Annotated in this window: 13 protein-coding genes and 1 pseudogene; 10 read left to right on the top strand and 4 right to left on the bottom strand. The window is 48.7% G+C overall.

What is annotated here, in order from left to right:
• Positions 1–215: hypothetical protein (locus HMPREF1028_RS11615; protein ID WP_009312951.1), on the bottom strand; the 215-nt coding region annotated here is incomplete at its 3' end.
• A gap of 341 nt (positions 216–556) precedes the next feature.
• Complete coding sequence (locus HMPREF1028_RS11620) at positions 557–1,771, bottom strand: uracil-xanthine permease family protein (protein ID WP_009312952.1); 1,215 nt, start codon at positions 1,769–1,771, stop codon at positions 557–559.
• Between the two features lie 353 nt (positions 1,772–2,124).
• Between HMPREF1028_RS11620 and cmk the strand changes: the two genes are divergently transcribed.
• The 9 genes from cmk (at position 2,125) to ispG (ending at position 11,243) form a co-directional block, all read left to right on the top strand.
• Positions 2,125–2,784: a (d)CMP kinase gene (gene cmk / locus HMPREF1028_RS11625; RefSeq protein ID WP_009312953.1), complete on the top strand. Its 660-nt coding sequence runs from the start codon at positions 2,125–2,127 to the stop codon at positions 2,782–2,784.
• Positions 2,785–2,939: 155 nt separating this feature from the next.
• Positions 2,940–4,625 (top strand): 30S ribosomal protein S1, encoded by a 1,686-nt coding sequence (rpsA, locus tag HMPREF1028_RS11630; protein ID WP_003759201.1) that lies wholly within the window; start codon positions 2,940–2,942, stop codon positions 4,623–4,625.
• A 10-nt stretch (positions 4,626–4,635) separates the two neighbouring features.
• The gene (locus HMPREF1028_RS11635) at positions 4,636–4,950 is read left to right on the top strand and encodes an integration host factor subunit beta (protein ID WP_003744632.1); all 315 of its coding nucleotides are present in this window, start codon (positions 4,636–4,638) and stop codon (positions 4,948–4,950) included.
• A gap of 354 nt (positions 4,951–5,304) precedes the next feature.
• Complete coding sequence (gene zapE / locus HMPREF1028_RS11640) at positions 5,305–6,441, top strand: cell division protein ZapE (RefSeq protein ID WP_009312954.1); 1,137 nt, start codon at positions 5,305–5,307, stop codon at positions 6,439–6,441.
• Between the two features lie 118 nt (positions 6,442–6,559).
• Complete coding sequence (gene ndk / locus HMPREF1028_RS11645; protein WP_003744626.1) at positions 6,560–6,985, top strand: nucleoside-diphosphate kinase; 426 nt, start codon at positions 6,560–6,562, stop codon at positions 6,983–6,985.
• 260 nt (positions 6,986–7,245) lie between these two features.
• Entirely contained in the window at positions 7,246–8,340 is a 1,095-nt protein-coding gene (rlmN, locus tag HMPREF1028_RS11650) for a 23S rRNA (adenine(2503)-C(2))-methyltransferase RlmN (protein WP_009312955.1), read from the top strand.
• A 2-nt stretch (positions 8,341–8,342) separates the two neighbouring features.
• Positions 8,343–9,098: a type IV pilus biogenesis/stability protein PilW gene (pilW, locus tag HMPREF1028_RS11655; protein WP_003759214.1), complete on the top strand. Its 756-nt coding sequence runs from the start codon at positions 8,343–8,345 to the stop codon at positions 9,096–9,098.
• Between the two features lie 4 nt (positions 9,099–9,102).
• A complete protein-coding gene (locus HMPREF1028_RS11660) occupies positions 9,103–9,975 on the top strand; it encodes a helix-turn-helix domain-containing protein (RefSeq protein ID WP_009312956.1) in 873 nt (290 codons plus the stop codon).
• A gap of 2 nt (positions 9,976–9,977) precedes the next feature.
• Complete coding sequence (gene ispG / locus HMPREF1028_RS11665) at positions 9,978–11,243, top strand: flavodoxin-dependent (E)-4-hydroxy-3-methylbut-2-enyl-diphosphate synthase (protein ID WP_009312957.1); 1,266 nt, start codon at positions 9,978–9,980, stop codon at positions 11,241–11,243.
• 976 nt (positions 11,244–12,219) lie between these two features.
• Here the strand turns inward: ispG and clpB are convergent.
• Positions 12,220–14,793, bottom strand: coding sequence for an ATP-dependent chaperone ClpB (clpB, locus tag HMPREF1028_RS11670; protein ID WP_003766015.1), 2,574 nt, complete (start codon positions 14,791–14,793; stop codon positions 12,220–12,222).
• 250 nt (positions 14,794–15,043) lie between these two features.
• Here clpB and HMPREF1028_RS14940 point away from each other — a divergent pair.
• Positions 15,044–15,163: pseudogene (locus HMPREF1028_RS14940) on the top strand (IS5/IS1182 family transposase); the annotation flags it as partial.
• A gap of 64 nt (positions 15,164–15,227) precedes the next feature.
• Here HMPREF1028_RS14940 and radC read toward each other — a convergent pair.
• Entirely contained in the window at positions 15,228–15,908 is a 681-nt protein-coding gene (gene radC, locus HMPREF1028_RS11675) for a DNA repair protein RadC (protein ID WP_009312958.1), read from the bottom strand.
• Positions 15,909–16,246: the final 338 nt, after the last annotated feature.

Raw genomic sequence — 16,246 nt, forward strand, 5'->3', positions numbered from 1 at the left:
ATGACGTCTTTAGACAGTGTAATGGCAACATACGCCACACCTTCGGGATCGCTTTCTCTCTCCATTTTCGCCTTCGGGAATTTATGTTTTACCTGCTTTAAGTTCTGCCCTAATTTAATTCCTGCGATGCTATCTTTTTGAATCAAACATTCGGCAGCGGCCGGCATGGCAAGACCCAAAATCAACGCGCTCATGATCCCGATTTTGTGCAACATGGTTACTTTCCTATTTAATAAAAATAGGATATTAACATATCAATATATTTATATGGCAAGGATATCGTTTCAGACGACCTATTGTTATAGTGGATTAACTTTAAATCAGGACAAGGCGACGAAGCCGCAGACAGTACAGATAGTACGGAACCGATTCACTTGGTGCTTCAGCACCTTAGAGAATCGTTCTCTTTGAGCTAAGGCGAGGCAACGCCGTACTGGTTTAAAGTTAATCCACTATATTTTTCCAACATCAAATCTTTTTGCTAAAAAAGGTCGTCTGAAATCAAGGCATTCCCCATTTCAGACGACCTTTTTATCTTATCGATGGCAATGCCAAATCAACTTTCCGTCTTCGGATCCGGCAGCAAGAAGTTCAATACGATTGCCAAAATGGCGCACAAACCGACGCCGGCAAAACTCAACGTACCGACATGAACCGCCATGCCGCCGACGCCAACCGTCAAAACCGAGCTGACAATCACCAGATTTTTCGGCTGCATCAAATCCACTTTCGCATCCACCAGCGTTTTAATGCCCAAAGAAGCAATCGTGCCGAACAAAAGCAGCATGATGCCGCCCATTACGGGCAGAGGGATAGAAGCAAGGAAAGCATTAAATTTACCGAAAAATGCCATAGCGATGGCGAAAATTGCCGCCCAAGTCATAATAACCGGATTGCTGTTTTTCGTAATCATCACCGCGCCCGTTACCTCGCCGTAAGTCGTTACCGGCGGGCCGCCGATCAAACCTGCCACGCATACGCCCAAGCCGTCGCCCGCCAGCGTTTTATCCAAGCCCGGGTCTTTGGTGTAGTTGTTGCCCGTTACATTGCCAATTGCCATGATGCCGCCGATGTGTTCAATGGCGGGCGCGATGGCGACGGGCAACATAAACAGCGCAGCCTGCCAGTTGACCTGCGGCGTTTCAAAATGCGGCACAGCAAACCACGGCGCAGCCGCGATGGTAGCAGTATCCACCAAGCCCATGACCAAAGCCAAAATATAGCCCGCCGCCACGCCGATTAAAATCGGAACCAGTTTCATCATGCGGCTGCCGAAAACCGACACAACCACCGTAACGGCAAACGTAAAGCCTGACAAAATCAGCGCATCCGCATAGTCGATTACTTGCTTTCCGCTGGATTTGCCCATTGCCATTTCACTTGCGGCTGCAGCGACAGACAAGCCGATGACCATAATCACGGGTCCGATAACCACGGGCGGCAGCAGTCGGTTGACCGTAGCCAGCCCGCGCCATCTGATCAATCCGGCAAACACGAAATACATAAAGCCTGCAGCAAACAGCCCAAACATGGTCGAAGGCAGACCCCATGTTTTAATCGAGTAGATAATCGGCGCGATAAAGGCAAAAGAAGAGCCTAAGAAAATCGGCACTTTACGCTTGGTGACTATTTGAAAGAGCAGCGTACCGATGCCCGCACCTAAAAGTGCCAAAGAAGGATTCAGTCCGGTCAAAAGCGGAACAAGCACCATCGCCCCGAACGCCACAAACAAAATCTGTGCGCCAGAAACCGCTAATTTAAGCTGGTTCATCAGAAAGCCTCGTCAAATCAATTCAAACGGCGGGAATTATACAGTTTCACCCCATAAATGAACATTAATTTACAAATAATCCGTTAAATATACCAAACTTCTAAAAAGTAAAACATGAACCGCCCTACCCTAATCATCTCAAACGGATAACCGTTTTTCTTCATAATGAAATAACCAATACGACAGCAAAGCAATTTGAAGACGACGTTAACCCACGCTCCAATTAACATCCGAGGTCGTCTGAAACGCTTTTTCAGACGACCTCGGTTCTCATCATTAAACAATTATCTATATAATGCCTGACTGATACGTTCTTTCAGACGACCTTCTACATTATTTCAGAAAGCCAAAATATGAATACCAAACAAAAAGTCATCGCTATCGACGGACCCAGTGCATCGGGAAAAGGAACGGTCGCTTCCCGCGTCGCTCAGGCTTTGGGGTTCGATTATCTGGACTCCGGCGCGTTATACCGCCTGACCGCGCTGTATGCGAAGAAACAGGATGTGGAATGGAATGATGAAGAGGCGGTTGCCGCGTTAGCGGAAAATCTGCCCGCCCGCTTTGAAGGCACTCAGGTCTTTTTGGATGATGAAGACGTTTCGGAACAAATCCGCAGCGAAGCCATTGGCATGGGCGCTTCTGCAGTGGCGCAGTTGCCAAAAGTGCGTGCCGCTCTTTTGCAGCGGCAGCGTGATTTTCTGACGGGAAAAGGTTTGGTCGCTGACGGGCGCGATATGGGTTCGGTTGTTTTCCCCGATGCGGCGTTAAAGGTTTTTCTGACCGCAGATGCAAAAATACGGGCGGAACGCCGCGCCAAACAAATCGGCATTCCATGCGAAGGCTTGGAATTTGAACGGATTTTGTCGGACATCGAAGCACGCGACGAAGCGGACCGCCGCCGCAGCGTTGCGCCCTTAAAGCAGCTTCCCGACGCGGAGCTTTTGGATACGAGCGGGCTGAGTATCAAAGAAGCTGTAAAAAAAGTGCTTGATTGGTATCATAAAGTTTGAAATTTAGGGTATAATCCCTGCGTTTTGTTTCAGACGACCTTTGGAGCATCCGAAGGTCGTCTGAAATATTTATTTTCAAAGCCTGCCGTGCCAAGGGCGGCAGGCATCCTCCAACCTACCCCGCACCCCTTGGCGGTGTACCGAAAAGAGTATATATGACTATGGAAAATTTTGCCCAGTTGCTTGAAGAAAGCTTTACCCTGCAAGAAATGAACCCGGGTGAGGTGATTACTGCCGAAGTCGTGGCAATCGATCAAAACTTCGTTACCGTTAATGCAGGTCTGAAATCAGAATCTCTGATTGACGTTGCTGAATTCAAAAACGCTCAGGGCGAGATTGAAGTTAAAGTTGGCGATTTCGTTACCGTTACCATCGAATCCGTTGAAAACGGCTTCGGCGAAACCAAACTGTCCCGCGAAAAAGCCAAACGCGCTGCCGACTGGATCGCTTTGGAAGAAGCGATGGAAAACGGCGACATCCTGTCCGGCGTTATCAATGGCAAAGTCAAAGGCGGCCTGACCGTTATGATCAACAGCATCCGCGCATTCCTGCCGGGTTCTTTGGTTGACGTACGTCCCGTTAAAGACACTTCCCACTTTGAAGGCAAAGAAATCGAATTCAAAGTCATCAAACTGGACAAAAAACGCAACAACGTCGTGGTTTCCCGCCGCGCCGTTCTGGAAGCTACTTTGGGTGAAGAGCGCAAAGCCCTGCTGGAAAACCTGCAAGAAGGCTCTATCATCAAAGGTATCGTTAAAAACATCACCGACTACGGTGCATTCGTTGATTTGGGCGGCATCGACGGCCTGTTGCACATCACCGACTTGGCATGGCGCCGTGTGAAACACCCGAGCGAAGTCTTGGAAGTCGGTCAAGAAGTTGAAGCCAAAGTCCTGAAATTCGACCAAGACAAACAACGCGTTTCTCTGGGTATGAAACAATTGGGCGAAGATCCTTGGAGCGGCCTGACCCGTCGTTACCCACAAGGTACCCGCCTGTTCGGTAAAGTATCCAACCTGACCGACTACGGTGCGTTCGTTGAAATCGAACAAGGCATCGAAGGTTTGGTACACGTTTCCGAAATGGACTGGACCAACAAAAACGTACACCCAAGCAAAGTCGTACAATTGGGCGACGAAGTCGAAGTCATGATTCTGGAAATCGACGAAGACCGCCGCCGTATCTCTTTGGGCATGAAACAATGCCAAGCCAATCCTTGGGAAGAATTTGCCGCAAACCACAACAAAGGCGACAAAATCTCCGGTGCGGTTAAATCCATCACTGACTTCGGCGTATTCGTAGGTCTGCCCGGCGGTATCGACGGTCTGGTTCACCTGTCTGACCTGTCTTGGACTGAAGCCGGCGAAGAAGCTGTACGCAAATACAAAAAAGGCGAAGAAGTTGAAGCCGTTGTATTGGCAATCGACGTTGACAAAGAGCGTATCTCTTTGGGCATCAAACAACTGGAAGGCGATCCTTTCGGTAACTTCATCAGCGTAAACGACAAAGGTTCTTTGGTTAAAGGTTCTGTGAAATCTGTTGACGCCAAAGGTGCCGTTGTTGCCCTGTCTGACGAAGTAGAAGGCTACCTGCCTGCTTCCGAATTCGCAGCCGACCGCGTTGAAGACCTGACCACCAAACTGAAAGAAGGTGACGAGGTTGAAGCCGTTATCGTAACCGTCGACCGCAAAAACCGCAGCATCCGCCTGTCTGTTAAAGCCAAAGACGCTAAAGAAAACCGTGAAGCCCTGAATTCAGTCAACGCTGCTGCAACCGCCAGCGCAGGTACTACCAGCCTCGGCGACTTGCTGAAAGCCAAACTGTCCGGCGACCAAGAATAAGGTTGCAGACATGACGAAGTCTGAATTAATGGTTCGTTTGGCAGAAGTTTTTGCCGAGAAAAACGGTAACCAATTGCTGGCAAAAGACGTCGAATACAGCGTAAAGGTTTTGGTTGATACCATGACACGCTCGCTGGCTCGCGGTCAGCGTATTGAAATCCGTGGTTTCGGCAGCTTCGATTTGAACCATCGCCCGGCCCGTATCGGCCGCAACCCCAAAACCGGCGAACGTGTGGAAGTGCCTGAAAAACACGTCCCTCACTTCAAGCCCGGTAAGGAATTGCGTGAACGTGTGGACTTGGCTTTACAAGAAAATGCCAACTAAACCTGAGTAAACGAACGCCGCAGAAATGCGGCGTTTTTGTTGTCTGAAAATATGGTTCTCTATTGTTTTCGTAATTTGGGTGGAATTTGTAATGGAAAATTCATAGGGTCGTCTGAAATCATCTATAATACGTTTCTTTTAATGATTGCCCGTTGATAAAACGTATAGTGGATTAACTTTAAATCAGGACAAGGCGACGAAGCCGCAGACAGTACAGATAGTACGGAACCGATTCACTTGGTGCTTCAGCACCTTAGAGAATCGTTCTCTTTGAGCTAAGGCGAGGCAACGTCGTACTGGTTTAAAGTTAATCCACTATAATTGTCAAACCCAAAAACATAATAAAGGTCAGATATGAGTGATAGAGGTCAACTGTTTGTCGCCCCTCCGTTTGAAAACCACAGCCCGCTGACTTGGTATCAGGCGGCAGCCGAACAACCGAATTTCATCCGCGATGAAGCACAGGCGCGGGCGATTGAATATTTGGATCGTTTGTGGACGGAACTGATGATGTTCAAACGCAAACGCAATCGTTTCCTAGGACGCAGCCTGCGCTCTCCCCAAGTGCCGAAAGGTCTGTATTTTTACGGCGGCGTGGGTCGCGGCAAAAGTTTCTTGATGGACGCTTTTTTCGGCTGTTTGCCATACCGCCGCAAACGCCGTGTCCACTTTCATGCCTTTATGGCGGAAATCCATAAGCGTTTGAAAGACTTGAAAAGCGAAGCCAATCCTTTAAAAGCAGTCGCTGCCGAGATTGCCAAAGAGACCCGCGTATTGTGTTTTGATGAATTTCACGTCAGCGATATTGCAGATGCGATGATTCTGGGTCGCCTGCTGGAAAACTTGTTGAGCGAAGGCGTGGTTTTGGTGGCAACTTCCAACTACGCCCCGTCCGAGCTTTATCCCCAAGGTCAAAACAGAAGCAGTTTTCTGCCGACCATCGCGCTGATTGAATCCAGCCTGACCGTCTTAAATGTTGACGGGGGGGAAGACTACCGCCTGCGCACTTTACGTCCTGCCGAGATTTTCTTCGTTCCCAACAGTGAAGAAAACGAGCAAAAATTGGCTGATTTGTTTAAAGAAATGGCGGGAATTTCCGAACTGAACCCCGGTATCAGCGTAATACACGGACGTGAAATTCCGCACAAAGCCCACTCCGACCGCGCCATTTGGTTCGATTTCCGCGCTTTATGCTTTGGTCCGCGTTCGCAAGCCGATTACCTCTATTTGGCCGAACATTATGAAATGGTGTTCGTATCAGGATTGGAACGTCTGACGCCGCAGGAAAAAGCCGAAGCGCGCCGTCTTACTTGGCTGATTGACGTATTGTACGATTTCCGAGTAAAACTCTGTGCCACCAGCGCGGTAGGCGTAAACGATATTTATGTCGAAGGCGATTTCGCCGAAGAATTTACCCGTACTGCCAGCCGTATGGTGGAAATGCAATCGGAAGTTTATTTGGAGCAACCGCATCTGACGTTGAAAAAATAAGATTCAGGAGAAGAAAAAAGAGCGGCTTTTCCCAAAGTATACTGAAATTTGATAAAATAGCAGTTCATTTTCCCCAACCTCAGACTATTGCACAACGCAATAAAAACAAGGACATAATATGGCTATTGAGCGCACGATCTCCATCGTTAAACCCGATGCTGTAGGTAAAAATGTAATCGGCAAAATTTACAGCCGTTTTGAAGACAACGGACTGCGTATTGTCGCCGCCAAAATGAAGCATCTCAGCGTACGCGAAGCCCAAGAGTTTTATGCTGTCCATAAAGAGCGTCCTTTTTACGACAGCTTGGTTGCCTTTATGACCAGCGGTCCTGTCATGATTCAGGTGTTGGAAGGTGAAAATGCCGTTGCAAAAAACCGTGAGCTGATGGGCGCGACCAACCCTGCGGAAGCCGCTCCCGGTACGATACGTGCGGATTTTGCCGAATCACTCAGCGTAAACGCCGTACATGGCTCTGACAGCCTGGAAAATGCAGCAATCGAGATTGCCTACTTCTTCAGCCAAAGCGAAATCTGCCCGCGTTAACGATAGATGCCGTTCGAACGTCCGACCGGTTCGGGTGTTTGGACGGTTTTGTCGATATTGTTTGTCTCAATCTGTTTTCAGACGACCTTTCTCAAATGGGGGTCGTCTGAAAATATGATAGAAGGAGCTTGGAAATAAAAGCTGTTTGCTCAACAAGATTCAGTGCATGTTCAAACCCACTATGCAACGCCCTAATCCGCCGGATTTGCAAGATTTATCACGACAGCCTTTATTAAAAGCTTTACCAAGAAATAAACCACATGAAAACCAATCTGCTGAATTATGATTTAAACGGACTGACCCATCATTTTGCCGAGATGGGCGAAAAACCGTTCCGCGCCAAACAAGTCATGCGTTGGATCCACCAAGCCGGTGCGCAAAGTTTCGATGAAATGACCGATTTGGCAAAATCCCTGCGCCTGAAACTCAACGAACAGGCAAGCGTGGATGTGCCCAAACTGATGATGGCGCAAGAATCCACCGATGGGACGCGCAAATGGCTGTTGGATGTAGGAACGGGCAACGGTGTGGAAACGGTGTTTATTCCCGAAGCAGAACGTGGTACGTTGTGTATTTCCTCTCAAGTCGGCTGCGCATTGGAATGCACCTTCTGTTCTACCGGCCGCCAAGGTTTCAACCGTAATCTGACCGCTGCCGAAATCATTGGGCAACTGTGGTGGGCAAATAAAGCAATGGGCGTTACGCCGAAAAACGAACGCGTGATTTCCAATGTAGTCATGATGGGCATGGGCGAGCCGATGGCGAACTTTGATAATGTCGTTACTGCGCTGAGCATCATGCTGGACGATCATGGCTACGGACTCAGCCGCCGCCGCGTTACCGTTTCCACATCAGGCATGGTGCCGCAAATGGACAGGCTGCGCGATGCGATGCCTGTTGCGCTGGCAGTATCCCTTCATGCTTCCAACGACGAAGTACGCGATCAAATCGTTCCGCTGAATAAAAAATATCCGTTGAAAGAATTGATGGCGGCATGTCAACGCTATTTGGTCAAAGCACCAAGAGATTTCATTACTTTTGAATACGTTATGTTGGATGGAATCAATGACAAGGCGCAACATGCGCGCGAACTGATTGAGCTGGTAAAAGACGTACCGTGCAAATTCAATCTGATTCCGTTCAATCCTTTCCCCAATTCCGGCTACGAACGATCTACCAATGAAAATATCCGCGTTTTCCGCGATATTTTGCAGCAGGCAGGATTCGTGGTAACCGTCCGTAAAACACGTGGCGACGATATTGACGCAGCTTGCGGTCAATTGGCAGGACAAGTACAAGATAAAACACGCCGCCAACAAAAATGGCAGCAGATTTTGGTTGAACAACAGAGCTGATTATGAAACTGAACATTTGGCAACCCATTATTTTAACTTTGGTTTTGGGCGCATGCGCCGGCCCGAAAGGTCCAAGCAGAGCGGAACGTGCGACACAGGTCGCCAATATCAAAACCCAGTTGGCTATCGAATACATGCGCGGGGGCGATTACCGTCAAGCAACGGTCAGTATTGAAGAGGCATTGAAAGCGGACAGCAGCAATGAAGATGCATGGCTGGTTCGCGCGCAAATCTATCAATATCTCAAAGTGCGCGAAAAAGCGCAGGAAAGCTTCCAAAAAGCCCTATCTTTGAAACCTGACAATGCAGAAATCAACAATAACTACGGCTGGTTCTTGTGCAGCGAGATGAACAATCCAGCCCAGTCCATCAGTTATTTTGACAAAGCCCTGGCCGATCCGACTTATCCTTCTCCGTTTATCGCCAACCTCAACAAGGGCATTTGCAGCGCGAAGATGGGCCAATATTCGCTGGCAGAAGCTTATCTTGAACGCTCTTTGGCTGCGCAACCTCAATTCCCGCCTGCGTTTAAAGAATTGGCAAGAACCAAAATGCTGGCAGGCAATTTAAACGAAGCGGACTATTATTTCCGCCAATACCAAAGCAAAGTCGATGTTTTGCAGGCAGATGATTTGCTGCTGGGTTGGAAATTGGCGACTGCTTTGGGCAATAGCCAGGCAGCCTACGAATACGAAGCCCAGTTAAGGGCAAACTTCCCCTATTCGGAACAATTACAGGCAGTAACCACAGGTAAGTAACCACATGGAAAATCAAAAGAAAAACGAATACGACATTCAAGCTGCCAAATCATTGGGTGATGAGCTGGGACAACTCAGACACAAATCAGGTTGGGATATTGACGAAGTAGCACGACGGTTGAAACTATCTGCCGAACAAATTGAAGCACTTGAAAAAGGAGACTATTCTTTCTTTTCAGGATTGGTCTTCGTTATGGGCTATCTGCGTTCTTATGCCCGCCTGTTGAAAATCGACGAAGCAACCATTACAGGTCGTCTAAAAGCCATTTCCGCGCCGGAAGAAGACCATGTCTATCTGGTTGATCGCAAAAAAAATGCCGGCTTGAACTACCAAGATGGTGAAAAAGTCGGTTTTCCCAAATGGGTTTTGGGCATGGCAGCGCTCATCCTGCTTGGCGGCGGTATTTATGTTTGGCAAAGCAAGTCTAATCATGAAAACGAACAACAAGTCGCGCAAAACAGCGATGCAGTACGCAACAGTATGCAGACGCCGGATTTGAAAAAAGAAAATGTTGCCGTTTCCAATATGGCAGAAAACGGCAAACAAGAAATATCCAATGCCGAAAAAGCAGCTTCAAGTGTCGCCGCATCCGAAGCAGCGGCATCCGAACCTGAAGTCAAAGTCGATTCAGACGAGCTTTGGATTAAAGTCCAATACCGAAGCAATCTGATTATCACCGACAAGAAAGGTACCATGGTTTTCAGCCGGATCATTCCCGCAGGAAGCGAAAGGCGTTTTAAAGGCGGTGCGCCCTACAATGTCTGGATCGGTATTGCCACAGGCGCACAAGCCAATTACGGCGGGACAACCATCAATCTGGCAGAATACCGGGTTGCCGGTGAAAAATCAGCTTCCTTTGTAGCAGGAAAAAAATAAAGATGAACACACCCAAACGCCGCCAAACCCATCAAGTACAAATCGATCATCTCACCGTCGGTTCAGATGCTCCCGTTGTCGTGCAATCGATGACCAATACCGATACCGCAGATGCTAAAGCAACCGCCCTGCAAGTCAAAGAATTGAGCGATGCAGGCTCAGAAATGGTGCGCATTACCGTCAACAGCCCAGAAGCCGCCTCCAAAGTTGCCGAAATCCGCCAACGTTTGGACGACATGGGTTACACCACCCCGCTGATTGGCGACTTCCATTTCAATGGCGAACGTCTGTTGGCAGAATTTCCCGAGTGCGGCAAAGCCTTGTCCAAATACCGTATCAACCCCGGTAATGTCGGCAAAGGCGCAAAAGGCGATGAAAAATTTGCCTATATGATTCGGACTGCCGCCGAAAACGACAAAGCCGTCCGTATCGGTGTTAACTGGGGTTCGCTTGACCAAAGCCTCGCCAAGCGCATGATGGATGCCAATCTGGCGTCCTCATCGCCCAAACCGCCCGAAGAAATCATGAAAGAAGCCTTGATTATTTCGGCGTTGGAATCTGCTGAAAAAGCCGTCCGATTAGGTTTGCCTGAAAACAAAATCATCTTGTCGTGCAAGGTCAGCTCCGTTCAAGATTTGATTCAGGTTTACCGCGAACTGGGCAGCCGCTGCCAATATCCGCTCCACTTAGGCTTGACAGAAGCAGGCATGGGCAGCAAAGGCATTGTCGCTTCGACTGCTGCCTTGGCCGTACTGCTTCAAGAAGGCATCGGCGACACCATCCGCATTTCCCTGACCCCCGAACCCGGCAGTTCGCGTACACAGGAAGTCATCGTCGGCCAAGAAATTCTACAAACCATGGGACTGCGCTCGTTTACCCCCATGGTTACCGCCTGCCCGGGCTGCGGACGTACCACCAGCACAGTCTTCCAAGAGCTTGCCCAAGACGTACAAAATTACCTTCGCCAAAAAATGACCGTATGGCGCACCCTTTACCCTGGCGTAGAATCTTTAAACGTTGCCGTCATGGGCTGCGTCGTTAACGGACCGGGCGAAAGCAAACTGGCAGACATCGGCATCAGCCTGCCCGGAACCGGCGAAACCCCTGTTGCCCCGGTTTATGTTGACGGAGAACGCAAGGTGACTTTAAAAGGCGATAACATCGCAGCCGAATTCTTAGAGATTGTCGAAGAATACGTCAAAGTCAATTATTGCGAAGGCGGTGCAAAACGTAGTCAAAACCGTATCATCCCGATACAGTCTGCTTGATAAACATAGACAAAAGGTCGTCTGAAAAACGTTCGGGCAAAAACTGAACTGCTCCGAAGGTCTTGGACATTCATAAAAGCCTATTCAATCGCTCTATAATAAGCCGGGTTCTATATGTGACAGGACCCGGCTTTTCAATTTCGAACTGCAACGTTCCTGATTATAGGAATCCATATAATCCTCTATCTGTTTCATCAATTCATCCATCGTCAATTCCCCTGCACGGTAAAACACTCCGTCTTCATTACCGCAAAGAAGCCCATGTATCGGCGCGTTATTCCCAAAGTTCCCTTTGAGCGGTGAGGCTTAAGTACAAATCCCAATCAAGCATTAAGGTCGTCTGAAAAACATTTTTCAGACGACCTTAATGACGTAACCACACTGTATAGTGAATTAAATTTAAATCAGGACAAGACGACGAAGCCGCAAACAGTACAGATAGTACGGAACCGATTCACTTGGTGCTTCAGCACCTTAGAGAATCGTTCTCTTTGAGCTAAGGCGAGGCAACGCCGTACTGGTTTAAAGTTAATCCACTATAAAACTTACCGGAAGCTATCAATGCAGGTAAGATTGGTCAGGTAAAATTAGAAGCGATTGTCCACTATAAATCATTTGTTCAATAAGGAGACATCATGGAACCTTCCCCAGATGAAAAGCTTAAATCAGCAGTCGAATTAGATTTGTTATTTAGATGATTTTGTTTTAGAAAAAAAGAACGATTATTTAAAAAGATTATTTGAATTTCCTAGCGGAAAATGGGTTGAAATTAAATATTTTTTTGATTCTGATTATTACGACTCAAATTATCAGAATTCACATATTTCCGTATGCTGGTTGCCGGATACTGATGGAGATTATGATACAAAACGTATAAATTGAACAATAACCCAATAAGGTCGTCTGAAATCAGTGGACTTAGCGCCAACAGTTTTCAGACGACCTTTTCATCACTTTATCTCAATCCACACCTAAATCAGGCAAACACCAGCTTGCCGCCCTCTTCTTTCACATGAATCGTGCTGTCGGGCGTGTATTTGCCTTCGAGCAGGGCTTTGGCCAGCGGGTTTTCGATTTCCGACTGGATGGCGCGTTTGAGCGGGCGTGCGCCGTACACGGGGTCGAAACCGGCTTTGGCAATCAAATCCAAGGCGGCATCGTCCACTTTCAGGTGCAGGTGCTGCGCTTCTAGGCGTTTTTCCAAGCCTTTGAGCTGGATTTTCGCGATGTTGCGGATATTCTCCTGATTCAGTCCGTGGAACACGACCACTTCGTCGATACGGTTGATCATTTCGGGGCGGAAGTAGGCTTTCACTTCTTCCATCACCGCTTCTTTCACGGCTTCGTAATCCTGCGTACCCATTTGTTGGATGTGCTGGCTGCCGATATTGGAAGTCATGACGATGACGGTGTTTTTAAAGTCCACGGTGCGACCTTGTCCGTCGGTCAGGCGACCGTCATCCAATACTTGCAGCAGGATGTTGAACACGTCCGGATGGGCTTTTTCCACTTCGTCCAGCAGAATCACGCTGTACGGTTTGCGGCGGACTTGTTCGGTCAGGTAGCCGCCCTCTTCGTAGCCGACATAGCCCGGAGGCGCGCCGATCAGGCGGGCAACGGCGTGTTTTTCCATGTATTCGGACATGTCGATACGGATGAGGTGGTCTTCGCTGTCAAACAGGAAGCCTGCCAAGGCTTTGCACAACTCGGTTTTACCCACGCCGGTCGGACCTAGGAACAGGAAGCTGCCGTAGGGTTTGTTCGGATCGGCAAGGCCGGAGCGGCTGCGGCGGATGGCGTCGGACACGGCACGCACGGCTTCGTCTTGTCCGACCACGCGGCGGTGCAATACTTCTTCCATTTTCAGCAGCTTGTCACGTTCGCCTTCCATCATTTTAGACACGGGGATGCCGGTCATGCGCGATACGATTTCGGCCACTTCGTCCGCGCCGACTTCGGTGCGGAAAAGTTTGTTTTGTTTTTTACCGTCGGGGTTGCTTTCCGCCGCCTGCAACTGCGCACCCAATTTCGGTAACTCGCCGTATTCGAGTTCAGACGCGCGGGCAAAGTCGCCTTGGCGTTTGGCCTGCTCGATTTTGACTTTGATGTCGTCCATCTGTTTCTTGATGTCGGCGGTGCTGGAAGAGGCGGCTTTTTCGGCTTTCCAGATTTCGTCCAAATCGGCGTATTCTTTTTGCAGGCCGTCGATTTCCTCGTCTATCAGCTCCAAACGTTTTTTGCTGGCGTCATCGCTCTCTTTGGCAACGTGCATTTTTTCCATTTTGAGCTGAATGATGCGGCGGTCAAGTTTGTCCATCTGTTCGGGTTTGCTGTCCAGCTCCATTTTGATGCGGCTGGCAGCTTCGTCAATCAAATCAATCGCTTTGTCGGGCAGGAAGCGGTCGGTGATATAGCGGTCGCTCAATTCCGCGGCGGCAACGATGGCGGGATCGGTGATGTCGATGCCGTGGTGGATTTCATAGCGCTCCTGCAAACCTCGCAGGATGGCAATGGTGTCTTCCACACTGGGTTCGCCGACCAATACTTTTTGGAAGCGACGTTCGAGTGCCGCGTCTTTTTCGATGTATTGGCGGTATTCGTCCAAGGTGGTCGCGCCGATGCAGTGCAGTTCGCCGCGTGCCAAAGCCGGTTTCAGCATATTGCCCGCGTCCATTGCGCCGTCGGTTTTGCCTGCGCCGACCAAAGTATGGATTTCGTCGATGAAAATCAGAGTGTTGCCGTCGTCTTTCGCCAAATCGTTCAACACACCTTTCAGACGCTCTTCAAATTCGCCGCGGTATTTCGCGCCGGCAATCAATGCCGCCAAATCCAAAACCAGCAGGCGTTTGTTGCGTAGGGATTCGGGCACTTCTCCATTGACGATACGTTGTGCCAAGCCTTCGACGATAGCAGTTTTACCCACACCCGGCTCACCAATCAGCACAGGGTTGTTTTTGGTGCGGCGCTGCAATACCTGAATGGCGCGGCGGATTTCGTCGTCGCGGCCGATAACGGGATCAAGTTTGCCGTCGCGGGCACGCTGGGTCAGGTCGAGCGTGTATTTTTTCAGCGCATCGCGTTGGTCTTCGGCATTGGCATCATTCACGTTTTGTCCTCCTCGTACCGCGTCAATCGCGGCATTGATGTTTTGTTCGGTCGCACCGGCTTCTTTCAGGATTTTGCCGGTCGCATCGTTCTGCTGCACCAAGGCAAGCAGGAAAAGTTCACTGGCGATATAGGCATCTCCGCGTTTGGTTGCGGCTTTGTCCATCAGGTTCAACACTGCCTGTAATTCGCGGCTGGGCAGAATATCGCCGCCCTGGCCGGACACTTTCGGCAAGCTGTTCAAATGCTGCTGCAAACGCTGTTTCACCTGCGGCACGTTTACGCCCGCATGAGCCAAGAGCGCGGCGGCTCCGCTGTTTTGATCGTCAAGCAGGGCTTTCAGCACGAAGCCTGCTTCCAGATAGCTGCTGTCCGCAGCCAATGCCAAACTCTGAGCTTCTGCAAGGGCTTGTTGGAATTTGGCGGTTAATTTGTCGAATCTCATCTTTTTGGTTTCCTTTGGTTAGAATTTCGTTACACCCAATATAGGCCCAAATGTGGATAACTCAATAGCAAAATTTTATTATGATAGAAAATTTTTAATATCTATTTGTTTTATATTGAAATTATTATTTAAAAATCTGTGCATAACTTTTATTGTTCAAGTTCATAACAGATTGCTGACATAAGAAATAAAGACTTTCAAATTAACAAAAAGGTACGTCTGAAAACATTTTCAGACGACCTTTGGGGCGACCAAATATAGTGGATTAAATTTAAATCAGGACAAGGCGACGAAGCCGCAGACAGTACAGATAGTACGGCAAGGCGAGGCAACGCCGTACTGGTTTAAAGTTAATCCACTATACTATCTAAACAATCTGTTCGCATAATATCAAAACAAGACAAACCGCTATCAGACTCCGACAAAACGCCTTTTTACCCTTCCATATACCCCCGCTCCCGCATCGAGCAGACTTCTTTTGCCGTGACAATAAAATGATCCAAAAGTGAGACATCAACCAATGCCAAAGCCTGTTTCAGACGACCTGTGAACTCAATGTCGGATTGCGAAGGCGTTGCCGAACCGCCGGGATGATTATGTGCGATAATCAGGCTGTCGGCGTATTCGTCCAATGCGAGCTTGACGATTTCCCTGATATAGACGGTATTTTCTGCCACCGTTCCGCGCGAGAGTTCGCGCATGGCAATCAGCCTGTTTTGGCGGTTGAGCAAAAGCGCGGTGCTGACTTCTATCTTTTCGTGCCCCAAATGCAGGCGCAGATAATCGGCAACGGCTTTCGGGCTGGAAAGCGTGATATTTTCCTGTAAATCCTCGCCCAAAATCCGCCTGCCGATTTCTTTGACGACAGCAAATTGGGTAAAACTCGCCAAACCCATACCCTTGTATGCGGAAAGCGTTTTAGCGTCGGCGCTCATCAGCTTGCCCAAGCTGCCAAACTCGTTCAGCAGATAACGCGCCAAATCCACCGCGCTCATCCCGCGTGTACCGACCCGCAGCAAAATCGCCAGCAACTCAGCATCGCTCAACGCGCCTGCGCCATGCGCCAACAATTTCTCGCGCGGCCGCTCGCCTTCAGGCCATTGTTTGATACTCATGTTTTACCCCTTGCGTGAACATTCACGAAAAAAATTTGTTTGAAAATCTGCTTGTTATTACACTGTTTACAACGAATGCCTATCAAGCAATTAATGTAAATATTTCATATTTTATTATATTTCGAATGAATATTTAAAATATAGGCATAATATTCATATAAATTAATTGCATAAAAACAACGCGCTCAAACTTCGCTCATGAAAGCGATTGCCTTTTCTTATCCGCCCGTAAGGGTTGACGGCAGATTCAATCTGACAGGTTTCAAAATGTCCCGTTTAAATCAAATCCGCGAGAAATCAGCCCCTTCGGGCAATTTCGTATTGCCCCTGCGTGCCAT

This window comes from Neisseria sp. GT4A_CT1 (assembly GCF_000227275.1).
Taxonomy (GTDB): Bacteria; Pseudomonadota; Gammaproteobacteria; order Burkholderiales; family Neisseriaceae; genus Neisseria.